This window comes from Paenibacillus sp. 7516 (assembly GCF_002272715.1).
Classification (GTDB): Bacteria; Bacillota; Bacilli; order Paenibacillales; family Paenibacillaceae; genus Paenibacillus; species Paenibacillus illinoisensis_A.
The window spans coordinates 26,921-39,289 of sequence record NZ_NPBI01000046.1 but is presented as its reverse complement, the minus strand read 5'-3'; the positions used below and the strand labels follow the sequence as shown (position 1 = coordinate 39,289).

Here is a 12,369-nt window from a genome sequence, read left to right as displayed (position 1 = left end):
CACTACTTTACAAGAAAAGCCAGGAATCCAGTGGGACGCGCATAGCCGACGGTAAACCCTAAAAAATATGCGCAACCAACAGACTAAAAGAAAAAAAGGACAAAACACAAAAAAGCCGTCGACCCTTTCGGGTTAACGGCTTTTCTTATATTTTAAATCAGGTTGATACAGATTACACGCGCTTGGCTCCACGGCCTCCGCGTTTGCCCTCTGTGTTCTTCTTGAGCGAAGAGATCCGCTCTTCACTATCTTTCAGGAAGCGTGACATTTTATCCTCAAATGAAGGTTTGCCTGCTGCGGGCTTGAAAGAACGGCCTCCACGGTCGCGGTTAAATCCACCGCCGCCGCCACGGCCTTGGCCGCCACTTGGGCCTCCACCGCTGAATCGTTCGCGATCTCCTCCACTGCGTTCCGGTCTTGGAGCTCTTGGCGGTCTGGATTGTGTTTGTTGCTCAACCGGTTTGTCAACAGCTTGCTTAATGGAAAGTCCGATTTTGCCATCCTTGTCAACGTTGATGACCTTCACTGTAACGACGTCATTAAGTTTCAGGTGGTCGTTGACATCCTTGACATAATTGTCGGCGATTTCCGAGATGTGAACGAGACCCGTGACACCTCCTGACAGATCCACAAATGCTCCAAAATGCGTGATGCCTGTCACCTTGCCCTCTAACTTGGTGCCCACTTCAATTGCCATAGAATAAAATGATCCTCCCTTAAAAATATACAACCCGATTTTTTAGATGCCAAAATCAATGCTGTGCTAAATGTAATTATACCTTATGCCGCAAACCAAGGTCAACAGAGCTCTACCCCGCAGGGAAGCCTATTTTTTACAGTATAACGGCTTCAGATATATGGATAATAATTCTTGCTCAGTCATGAGCGTAATTCCATCAGTTCCCTGACTCTTCAACCTGGATTGGCGTCTCTTCAGGCAAGTAATAGCCTTTTTTCCGCGCCAGCTGTCCTATGTATTCAGGGTCCTTCAACCGACTGACTTCATACTTCAACTGATCCAGCTTCTTCTGCGTCTCTTCCTTTGAAGCCTGCTGTGCGGCCAAGTTCGAACTCTTGTCCGAAATCTGTGCATTCTGTACAAGGAACGTATATCCTGCCCAAATAACAAATACAACGACAAATGTCATCCAGAGCATGAGGCGTCTTCTTGCGCCGGCAGATTTCCCTTGGCCTGTCGGGGCTGCAGATCTCCCCACAGGTGTTTTACCCATTTTTGGACCTCCTTAAAACCAGCGTTTCCAAATCGCTGCAATACTTGAACCCGCACGGATTATCCAACGGGGCGTTACCCAATGTTTCAGGAGCGGCCTAAACATCCAGCGGAACAACTTGCCGAAAGGTACCAAACATTGCAGTACCAGCTTGCCCAGGAATATCAGTATCGCGAGCACAAAACCCAATATCACGCGAACTAGCTTGTATAGTCCCTTCGCTGGCATAACGAACAGGATGTTAAGGACATGTCCACACCAATGAATAAGTGTTCTTGCGAGTTTAATTAACATTACCACAAAACGCTGGGTTGTAACACTTAAAAGCCAAAAATAGAAGCAAACCCCTATAATTAGCCCCAAAAAGACATAAAACCGCAGCTGTCCGTGGTTTCCGGCGTACAGCATCCGGAAAACGAACAGCGCGGAAGCAACCCAGTACAACAGGTCAAGCGTGTGCATGCTCCATCTCGGGAAGCGCAGCTGACCGGACAGTACCCGGTAACTGTCGTAGGCCATACCCATTACGATTCCCGACAACAGCATCCATGTTAATGTGATCCACTGCGTGTCCAGACTCATCGGAACATCTTGCCGAACAGGCCTTTACTATTCTTGTTCTGGGAACCGGGGTCCAGATATTGCAGAGAACTGACTGTGCCTTCAATGGATAGCAAACCTTCCTCCAGGCTCAAGTTTTTGATATGTAAATTGTGCCCCCGGATGGTCAAATGCCCAAGTTCAGTCTGCAGCAAAAACTCCTCACTGTCGAAGCTCTCTACATTGGAGACACCTGTCAGATCCAGCAGTTTGCGATTTTGCATGCTCAAATGATGCTGTTTCGGTTTACCGTGCTCAACCATGGCATGTACCCCTCCTTCTTACACCTAGCTTATGGAGGCGAAGGCGGGAATAGAACCAGGGATCATGAAGGAAATGCTTCTGCTTATCCAAACACAAAAGCACCCTTCCTGTATAGGAAAGGTGCTTCTATCTCACTTGCTTTCATTCACAAAAGAGCATATCGGGCAGCTGATTACCAGTTCAGCCCGTTATCCTTGGCGATCGGCTCTTCCTTAACCAAGGTATAGAGGCTGCTCGCCTCGTCCTTCTTGGTGCTCTCAGCAAGACGTTCCACCTTCACGGTGACCAGCTTCTGACCGAACTGAACCGTCAGCTCATCGCCCACTTTAACAGCAGCGCTTGGCTTCGCTTCACGTCCGTTAATCAGAACACGTCCCTGTTCGGAGACGTCCTTGGCCACAGTGCGGCGTTTGATCAGCCGGGAGACCTTCAGGAATTTATCAAGACGCATTATTTTACGGCTTCTTTAAGTTTGTTGCCTGCTTTGAATGCAGGAACAGTGGACTCAGGAATTACGATTTCATTCCCTGTTTGTGGGTTACGTCCGGTACGACCGGAACGTTTGCGGGTTTCAAAAGTGCCAAAGCCGATCAGTTGTACTTTGTCTCCGCTTGCGAGTGCATCTGTAATTTCTCCCAAGAAGCCGTTCAATACGGACTCAACGTCTTTTTTAGTCAAACCGCTTTTGGTGGAAATGTTGTTAATCAGATCTGTTTTGTTCATTTTTAAAAGCCTCCCAAATTAAAAAGAAAGTATCTGCGAATCCTGGCAATCGGCCTGATTGCCGCGGCTTTCGCGCAAGGTTACTACACATGTATTCTGGCTTGGATTCTGAATTCCTGCCTCGGCCAGCGACTTTTTTTGGCTTATGTTGAACCTGTGCCTATGGAAAGTCTAAGTCCAATACCCGGAATGTTGTCCGATTAATCAGGAATAACCCTAATCCGAATATGAACACATGTTCGTATAGCATATCATACCATTGAAAAACATGGAACAAGGATATTTGAACAGTTTACTTGGTCTACCCTGTTACAGTCCAGCCTTCTTCGCCGCCTGCCAGAATTGCTCCATCTCTTCGACGTTGCTATCTGCAGGTGTCCGTCCAAGTTCACGAAGCCGCTCCTCAATATATCGGAACCGCTGAGTGAACTTGCGATTGGTGGCAGCAAGGGCCTCCTCCGGGTCCGTATCAATGAAACGAGCCACATTAGCCGTAGCAAACAGCAAATCGCCCAGTTCCAGCTTCCGCTCTTCAGCCGATTGATTGCTTTGCACCGCTTCTTTCAGTTCTGCCAGTTCTTCTTCAATCTTGGCAAATACGCCATTCACATCATCCCAGTCAAAACCAACCTTGGCTGCTTTCTTCTGGAGCTTGTACCCTTTCATCAAGGCAGGCAAATCGCGGGGAATACCATCCAGCACCGAAACGGTCTGTTGATCTATCCCTTTGCGCTTCTTCTCCTCTGCCTTCATCTGTTCCCAGTTCTGCAGTGCTTCATTCGCATTCTCGGCCTGATGCTCGCCAAATACATGAGGATGACGGAAAATGAGCTTGTCATTAAGCCCTTCAATAACATCATACACATTGAATGTGCCCACTTCCTCTTCCATCTGGGAATGCAGCAGAATCTGCAGCAATAAGTCCCCAAGCTCCTCTTTCATGTGGTCAGGATCATCTTCATCGATCGTTTCAATGACCTCATACGTCTCTTCAATCAGGTTTTTGCGAATCGACTGATGGGTCTGCTCCTGATCCCATGGACATCCGCCCGGGCTGCGAAGAATATTAACAATTTCATGCAACCTTGCAAAAGAGCGGCGTCGCAAGGCATCATCCGTGTTTTTCGGCACATAAATGAGGGAGAGGTTTCCGTAACCTTCAATCCGGTCCAGCTCATGAAGCGGTACCTTGTGGATGATCTCCTGATCCTGTACACCGAGGGCGTGTCCAACAAATACCGGGTAGTCATCCGGATATACATCCATCAGGCAAAGCTTCACATCAGACGCGGTAAACACATCATAGACCTGTCCGATCAAGGTATGAAGCTGAGGCTGCACTAGCTCCGTGCTCAGGCTGCTTGCGTCAAGAAGTTGAAAGCCTTCAATGGGGTCAAATCCGAGACGGATAAAGGCTTCATCGAGAAAACTCTCTCCCCCCATGACACGAAGTGAGATCCCCATTTGCGGACAGCGCTCCTTAAGCAGCCGTACACTTGCCTCTGCCACCATCGGATGGCCTGGCACAGCATAGACAATCTCTGTTCCCTGCTCTCCCTGACGGGCAGCCTCAATGAGGCGATTGGCAATCTCGTCATAGACCTCCGGGAACGATGCTTTCGCCTCGTAGATCGCATCAAATGATGTCATCTCCAGCCCTTCCTGCTTCAGGTCATTCAGCACGGGATGATCCAATGTGCGGACATACAGCGTAGCTGCTTGTTTCATTTTCTTGATAATACCTACTGTCAGCTGATCTGCATCTCCTGATCCGAGACCAACGACGGTCAAAGCTGCTGCGCTCATTTTTAGGCCTCCATCCGAACCATTCTGCAGAATGCCTCCCACTGTTACATTGACATGAGAAACATACGCAGAACAGCGCTCTATAATTACACGTATTATAACAGAATCCGCGGATATCCAATAATTTCACACGCAAAAGGGTGAGACAGGGCTAGCGCAGGACATGCAGCCTCCGAAGCCATTTGGCCAGACGCGGTCCAAGCTTCGGGATCGCGGCCAGATCTGTGGCGGTCAGCAGCCCGGTACGGGCTGACGCCAGCAAGAACACGGCTGCGCCTGCGGCAATGCCAAGCAGGCTAATGCCTACCGCGGCCAGCCTGCGATCAGCCGCGATGCCCATGCCGCCGAGCACCGCTCCGGTGGCCCAGGCCATGCCTGCCGCCACCACACTCATGGCGGCGATCACCAGCGCCGGCTTCACCAGCACGGCGCCAGGGGCAGGGCGCATTGCGGTACGCCGCGCCAGCAATGCCACATTCAGGCCAGCCGCCAGCATATAGGCGACTGCGCCTGCCAGGGCCGCCCCGCTGATGCCCATCGCCGGCACAAGCATGACGTTCAGCAGCGCCTTGACACCTGCGGCGGCCAGCATGCTGAACGCGGGTGCGCGCACGGCGCCGAGCCCCTGCAGCAGCGCCGCCGCAATGATGCTGACGGTACTGCCTGCTGCCGTCAGCGCCATATACCGCAGAGCTTCGGTGCCTGCGGCATCACCGTACAGCATGCGGTTGATCGGTTCTGCCAGCACCGCCAGACCAGCGGATGCAGCCAGACCGATTAACCAGAACCAGCGCAGCGCAATGCTTGCCTGCTGCCTGGCGGCTTCCGGCCCGCCCTTCAGGCGAGCTTCGGCCATCGCCGGGATGAACAGCACCGATAGCGACGTAGCAAGCATCGTCACGAGCTGTACAAGCGGCAAGCCCCGATTATAAATTCCGAACGACACCATGGATTCGACCTCATCCAGCCCTTCACTTCTTAGAAGCCGGGGCACCGTGAAGGTATCCACCAGGTTCATCAGAGGTACAGCGAGCGAACCCAGACAGACGGGAATGGCATACACCAGCAAGGTTCGAATCCATTGACCATTGGTGGGAAGCTTCTCCGCTTGAGTGCCTTCTCCTGTCCATTGCTCCGGTTGTCCCTCCCTGGCTCCCGATCTCTGCAAGCCATCCAGCTCTTCTTGGGTTAGTCCAGTTTTCCCGCTCTTTCGCCGCCTACCGTACACATAGGCGAGCATGGTGAGTAATCCCGCGATTCCACCGGCAACAGAACCCAGCATGGCTCCCGCAGCAATGGTCTCCAGTGATGCATCCTGCTTCATCAGCCATAGCAGCAGCACAATCATTACCGTCACACGAATCGTCTGCTCTACGACCTGTGACACAGCAGTTGGCACCATCTGCTGTAAACCCTGAAAATATCCACGGAGTCCAGTCATTAGCGGGACAAATAGCAGTGCGAGCGCCGCAGCCCGAATAGAAGGTATGACATGTCCATTACCAATCAGATGACCTATAAGTGGTGCACTGATGTACATCAGTATGGCCAGGATTAATCCGATGCTTCCAAGAAGTATCGAAGACAGGCGGATAATCCGTTTGCCCTCCTCTGGCCTCCCCAGCGCCTGTTGTTCGGCAACAAATTTGGATACGGCAACAGGCAGTCCGGCGGCTGCAATCGTAATAATAAGCATATAGAACGGATATACCGTGTTATAAATGCCAAAAACACCGTCGCCCCCTAGATTCTGTAACGGAATCTTTTGAAAAGCACCGATGATTTTAGAAATAATGGCAGCAAGGCCAAGCACAAATGCACCCTGCAGCAATCTTGAGCCAGTAGTAGACGGCTGTTTCATAAATCCCTCCTACAGTTATCCAAGCGATTATATCCAGTAAGCATACTTTGCTATTATACCTGCCTGAAGCCGCACAGACTAACCTTCTGTTGAAGTTCCCTCTCTCCGCTCTTCATTCTGCCTGAGCATTATGCCTTTTTAAATGCAAAAAAACTCCTGTCTGCCGGAAAGGCACCAGGAGTTGATTGCTGTTTATTGTTCCATCTGTTTGCCAAGGAAGCCAGCAGCCGTCTCAGCCATTTTAACTTCCATCTGGGACATTTTCACGGATTCATCCTTGTTGTACAGAATGACGGTTCCAATAGGGTCTCCACCCGAAATGATGGGTGCAATGACGAAAGAGGATAATGTTTCATCATGATCCTTGCTGATCTCATAGGAGCCACTACCTGTCTCAACGATGGTTTTGCGGTTTTCCATGCAGCTCTCTACCAGCTGACCTACCTGCTTGTCCAGATATTCCTTCTTGGAGCCGCCCGCTACCGTAATAATGGTATCGCGGTCAGAGATCATGGTTACATGACCTGTACTCTCATACAACGATTCAGCATATTCTTTGGCGAAATCGCCCAGTTCGCCAATAGGCGAATATTTTTTTAGAATGACTTCTCCATCACGATCCACAAAAATCTCAAGCGGATCTCCTTCACGAATTCTTAACGTACGACGGATTTCTTTTGGAATGACCACACGGCCGAGGTCATCAATACGGCGGACAATACCAGTAGCTTTCATTTCACATGTTGCCCCACTTTCTCGAGAAGATTTTTCAACTACTGTTCCTTAATGGGTAGAGGAAAGTCCCAGAACGTTTAGTGTGATATCTTGACCATAGTATTCATCTGTTCCCATTTCCTTATACATACTTTGAAGAATATAGTTGTGTTCTCTTCGCAGAAGGTGACCATGTACCCATTACGCTTCTGTCTGTACAAAGAGAAGCAAGGGGCAGGCCATAAGTCCTCCCCTTGCTTCTCTAGGCTTGTCCAGAAAGTAAGTGTGCTTCAGCTCGTTTCTTACTTGCTGCTTGTATCTGCGCTATCTCCTGTTGTTGCATCGGACTCTGTTTTAGTACCTTGATCTGTCTTAGCGTCAGTACCTGTGGACTCGTCCGTTTTGGTTTCTGTAGATTTGTCACCTTCGGTTCCAGTTCCAGTACCCGTTGTGCCTTCAGTACCTTCCGTAGTACCTTCTTCAGCCTTGTCTGTCTTCGGCAGGTTTACTTCCTTCACGATCTTATCCAGTTCATTGGTCATGAACGTATCGATCTCTGCAGCAGCCAATTGGCTTTTGAGTGTTTCTTTTTGCTCATCTGTCAATTTGCTGTAGTCTGCTTCCGTACGGGATTCCACTTTCATCACGTGATAGCCGTATTCCGTCTCAACAGGATCACTGATTTTGTTGAGCGGCAATGTTTTGGCAGCTTCTTTGAACGCTTCTACCCAGTTGGATACAGGGGTATTTTCGTACAATCCGCCATTATCTGCAGAGCCTGGATCTTCGGAGTATTCTTTTGCAACTTTTGCAAAGTCTTCGCCGGCATCCAACTTAGTTTTAACTTCTTTCGCAATTTTCAAAGCATCTTCTTTTTTACGCTCTTTTTGCGTATCCGGGTCCGTGAAGTTAATCAGGACGTGACGAACCGAAGCCGTTGTGAACTGATCCTTGTTTGTTTCAAATTCTTTTTTGATCGCATCTTCCGTAACGCCAGTCTCTTTATCCTTGATTACAGTCATGATGCGAGTCATGTAATCCTTGATGTTTTGATCTGTCAGGTTCTGAGCTTTCAACATTTCAGTCCATTGATCGGCTTGAACAGAAGCCTTCATTTTGTCGAACTGTTCGGTTGCCACTTTGGCACCTTCTGTTTTGGCTTCTTCACTCGCCTTGCCACTCAAATATTCATAAGCAACTTCCTGGCGCACCAGGTAGTCCTTGAAATCGTCCATCTCCATCATTTGTGCATATTCCGGATAGAGGAATTTCATGACCCGCTGCTCCATATCGAATTCATTGGCTGTAATTGTACCGCCATCATAGGTCGCTACAACAGCGCTTGTATCATTAGTTTCTGGTGCAGCTGCTTCATCCTTCTTGCCGCATGCAGCAAGCAGTGATAAGGACAGTACAGCAACCATACTCACGGAGAGTACTTTCCCTACTTTTTTATACTTTGGTAACATCCTTTGGTTCCCCCTTTGATTTAAAAGCACTCTTCATGGACTCCAGAAATTTCTCTACCAGCTCCATCAGTTGCTTGTCCCCAAGCCCTTTGCCTTTGACATGAATAAGCATATGGGGTCCTTGTTCAAATTGTACACGTCTTTCGAACTGATTTCCAATGTGCGCAATTTTCGAGAGCTCAAACGCATGCTCACGGCCTTCGTAGAACTTCACGGTAAGGTCGTCACCACGCTGCGTAATGGACTCAATTCCATACATTTTGCCATACACTTTCAATCTGGCTACAGCCATAAGATTAATGACGGCCTCCGGAAGGTCGCCGAATCGGTCAACCAATTCGTCTTCCAGTTCCATGGCATCGTCGAACGAGGCAATGACCGCCACTTTTTTGTAAATTTCAATCTTCTGTATACTGTCATAGATATAATCGCCCGGCAAGTAGGCATCAATGCTGAGATCGAGTGTGGTGTTCCATTGATCGGAAGGTACCGGCTCTTCCCCGAGCATAGTGACTTTGCGTTTGTTAATTTCCTCGGCCAGCATCTGAGAATACAGGTCGAATCCGACTGAGGCAATGAAGCCGTGCTGCTCTGCACCCAGCAGGTTCCCCGCTCCGCGGATCGATAGATCTCGCATCGCAATTTTGAATCCCGACCCCAGCTCGGTAAACTCCTTAATAGACTGCAGACGTTTCTCTGCAACCTCTGTCAGCACTTTATCCCGTTGGTACGTAAAGTACGCATAGGCAATTCGATTGGACCGTCCAACGCGACCACGCAGCTGGTACAGCTGGGAAAGGCCCATTTTGTCTGCATCGTGAACAATCAGGGTATTTACATTCGGGATATCTACCCCCGTCTCAATGATGCTTGTGCTTACGAGCACGTCATATTCGCCATCCAGGAAGTCCAGGATCGTTTTCTCCAGCTCCGTCTCCGACATCTGACCATGGCCCACGCCGACTTTGGCTCCAGGAACGAGATCAGCAATTTCGGCAGCCATCTCCTGAATCCCTTGAACACGGTTATACAAATAATAGACCTGACCCCCACGTGCCAGTTCCCGCTCAATGGCTTCCCGAACAAGCGCCTGACTATGTTCCACGACATAGGTCTGCACCGGGAAACGATTCTCTGGTGGTGTTTCAATAACCGAGAGATCACGGACTCCCAGCATGGACATATGGAGGGTACGCGGAATTGGTGTAGCCGTCAGTGTAAGCACGTCCACGTTTGTTTTCAGCTTCTTCAGTTTCTCCTTATGGGTTACACCGAAGCGCTGCTCTTCATCAACGATAAGCAGTCCAAGATCCTTGAATACCAGATCCTGAGATAACAACCGGTGTGTACCGATAACAATGTCGACCGTACCACTTTTAATGCCTTTGGCCGTCTCATTTTGTTCCTTACGGGAACGGAACCGGCTAAGGACATGAATATTGAATGGATACCCCGAGAAACGTTCACGGAATGTCTCATAATGCTGCTGTGCCAAGATCGTGGTTGGAACGAGTACCGCAACTTGCTTGCCTTCAATAGCCGCTTTGAATGCAGCACGAATGGCAACCTCGGTCTTTCCGTAACCGACGTCTCCACATAGCAGACGATCCATGGGACGATTTTGTTCCATGTCCTTTTTGATTTCTTCAATCGCACGGACCTGATCACGAGTTTCATCATAAGGGAACATGGCCTCAAATTCCTGCTGCTCGGCAGAGTCCTTCTCGAAGCCGAAACCCTTTGAGGTCTGACGCTCTGCGTAGAGCTTGATCAGATCGTCGGCGATATCCTGTACAGATGAGCGAACTTTATTTTTAACCCGTGTCCATTCGTTACCACCCAGCTTGTAGATCTTGGGCTCTTTCTCTTCTGACCCGACATATTTCTGGATCAGATCGATCTGTTCGATCGGTACCGACAGTTTATCCCCACCAGCATAGAGAATATGCATATAGTCCTTATGAATACCGCCAACCTCAAGTGTACCAATGCCTAGATATTTACCAATCCCGTGGTTCTGGTGGACAACATAATCGCCCACTTTCAGCTCACTATACGATTTAATCCGTTCTGCATTATCCACATTCCGGCTTTGTTTGCGCGCCTTGCGCTGCTTTTGGGAGAACATCTCACCTTCGGTTACGACGGCTAAATGAATGGACGGCAGTTCGAATCCGGTCTGCAGGTTACCGATAAGCATTTCCGGTTCCGGTATATCGTAGTCCATGAGGACGCGCCGCATACGTTCGAGTCTTTCTTCCCCGCTCGCCAGCATAAGCACATGCACTCCGGCTTTCTGCCAGCGCTCCATCTCGGCCTTAAGTACATTCATCTGTCCGTGGAAATCCTGCATGCCCCGACTGATGAAATTCAGAATGTTTTGAGGCTGTGTATGTGGAACCTGACGCAAGAAGATCGACATAAACAGCGTCTGGAATGGGCGTTCATATAACAGCTCATCCCCATCTGCCGACAAATGAAGATCAGGCAGCGTCTTTCCGTTTTGCATCAAATGTAGGTTCCACTCCGATTCATCCCGGTCGAGCTGCTTGGACGTTTCAGCCAGCCGTGCCGGTTCGTCCAGAACAAGAAGCGTGTCCTCTGGCATGTAATCGTAAATGGTTTTATGCTCCGGATAGAGCGGTGATATATATTTATACATTTCAGAGAAATATACATGCTCCCGCAGCAGTTCAATCTCCCGGTGAATTTCTTCACGGAGACGTAGCTTGGCCTGGCGGTCAGTCATTTTCTCCAGCTGTTTTTCCAGTAAAACGACAGCTTCATCCGCAGCCTTCTCCATGCGTTCGCGGTCAGCAATCAATTCCTTGCATGGCAGCACCGTAACTTCATCGATACGTTCAATGGAGCGTTGATCCGCTGGGTCGAATGTTCGTATGGAGTCAATTTCATCGTCAAACAATTCCACCCGATAGGCAATGGACGAAGTCACTGGATAAAAGTCAATAATTCCTCCGCGCACGCTCATCTCGCCGCGAGATTCAACCCGTTCCACACGCTCATACCCAAGCTTCACCATCTCCAGAAGGAACGAGTCCAGATCGAGTGTATTCCCTTGTTTGATGGTAATCTGAGCATTCGCCATCACTTCCGGAAGAGGGACATAACGTCGCACGCCGGAAAATGGAATAACAACAACGCCCCTAAAACCTTGGGCGCAACGAACTAACACATCAATACGCTGACCCAGTGTTTCCGGACTGGAAACGGCGGCTTCAGCGGCAACAAGTTCATTCGCAGGATAGAGCAGCACCTGATCAGGTGAAAGCGCTTCCTGTAAATCTTCTGCGATTTTTTGTGCGGAAAACATATTGTGTGTAACGACGAGCAGTGGTCGGTTCATCTCTTGGTGCAGAGCTGCCAGCATGATCTGGCGCGCTGATCCGGACAATCCTGAGACCAGCTGCTCTTTCATACCGGACGTAATACCGGCAGTAATGGATCCAAAATCGGGATCTTTGGAAAAAGCCTGTATAAGTGCTTGTAACAAAAGGGGCACCTCTCTTATAACTTACTTGATTAGTTCACGCCTAAGCGCAGGTTTATCATTCTAAATTGGATACAAATTCCTTTTTGTCCTGTTTCATCATATCGGATTACTCGCTGCATTACCACATCAGGTTCAACCAATAACCTAAATTCGGTCATGAGCATTTTCATTCCCAAATTGAAAAGAAGC

11 protein-coding genes are annotated in these 12,369 nt (G+C 49.2%); all 11 read right to left on the bottom strand.

Annotated elements, in window-relative coordinates; translation table 11 throughout:
* Positions 1-172 precede the first annotated feature (172 nt).
* Positions 173-697, bottom strand: coding sequence for a S1 domain-containing RNA-binding protein (locus CHI14_RS28425; RefSeq protein ID WP_095293365.1), 525 nt, complete (start codon positions 695-697; stop codon positions 173-175).
* Between the two features lie 199 nt (positions 698-896).
* On the bottom strand, positions 897-1,232 hold the full coding sequence (locus CHI14_RS28420; protein ID WP_095293364.1) for an FtsB family cell division protein: 336 nt from the start codon (positions 1,230-1,232) through the stop codon (positions 897-899).
* A 12-nt stretch (positions 1,233-1,244) separates the two neighbouring features.
* Positions 1,245-1,814, bottom strand: coding sequence for a spore cortex biosynthesis protein YabQ (gene yabQ, locus CHI14_RS28415; RefSeq protein ID WP_095293363.1), 570 nt, complete (start codon positions 1,812-1,814; stop codon positions 1,245-1,247).
* Complete coding sequence (yabP, locus tag CHI14_RS28410) at positions 1,811-2,095, bottom strand: sporulation protein YabP (RefSeq protein WP_095293362.1); 285 nt, start codon at positions 2,093-2,095, stop codon at positions 1,811-1,813. Before yabP ends, yabQ begins: the two co-directional genes overlap by 4 nt.
* A gap of 173 nt (positions 2,096-2,268) precedes the next feature.
* Positions 2,269-2,547, bottom strand: coding sequence for an RNA-binding S4 domain-containing protein (locus CHI14_RS28405; RefSeq protein WP_095293361.1), 279 nt, complete (start codon positions 2,545-2,547; stop codon positions 2,269-2,271).
* Entirely contained in the window at positions 2,547-2,819 is a 273-nt protein-coding gene (locus tag CHI14_RS28400) for an HU family DNA-binding protein (RefSeq protein WP_017691362.1), read from the bottom strand. Before CHI14_RS28400 ends, CHI14_RS28405 begins: the two co-directional genes overlap by 1 nt.
* Before the next feature lie 309 nt (positions 2,820-3,128).
* Entirely contained in the window at positions 3,129-4,625 is a 1,497-nt protein-coding gene (gene yabN / locus CHI14_RS28395; RefSeq protein ID WP_095293360.1) for a bifunctional methyltransferase/pyrophosphohydrolase YabN, read from the bottom strand.
* A 151-nt stretch (positions 4,626-4,776) separates the two neighbouring features.
* Positions 4,777-6,486, bottom strand: a complete 1,710-nt coding sequence (locus CHI14_RS28390) for a putative polysaccharide biosynthesis protein (protein ID WP_095293359.1) — start codon at positions 6,484-6,486, stop codon at positions 4,777-4,779.
* Positions 6,487-6,678: 192 nt separating this feature from the next.
* Positions 6,679-7,221, bottom strand: coding sequence for a stage V sporulation protein T (gene spoVT / locus CHI14_RS28385; protein ID WP_095293358.1), 543 nt, complete (start codon positions 7,219-7,221; stop codon positions 6,679-6,681).
* Between the two features lie 281 nt (positions 7,222-7,502).
* The gene (locus CHI14_RS28380; RefSeq protein WP_095293357.1) at positions 7,503-8,669 is read right to left on the bottom strand and encodes a peptidylprolyl isomerase; all 1,167 of its coding nucleotides are present in this window, start codon (positions 8,667-8,669) and stop codon (positions 7,503-7,505) included.
* Positions 8,653-12,180, bottom strand: a complete 3,528-nt coding sequence (gene mfd, locus CHI14_RS28375) for a transcription-repair coupling factor (RefSeq protein WP_095293356.1) — start codon at positions 12,178-12,180, stop codon at positions 8,653-8,655. Before mfd ends, CHI14_RS28380 begins: the two co-directional genes overlap by 17 nt.
* Positions 12,181-12,369: the final 189 nt, after the last annotated feature.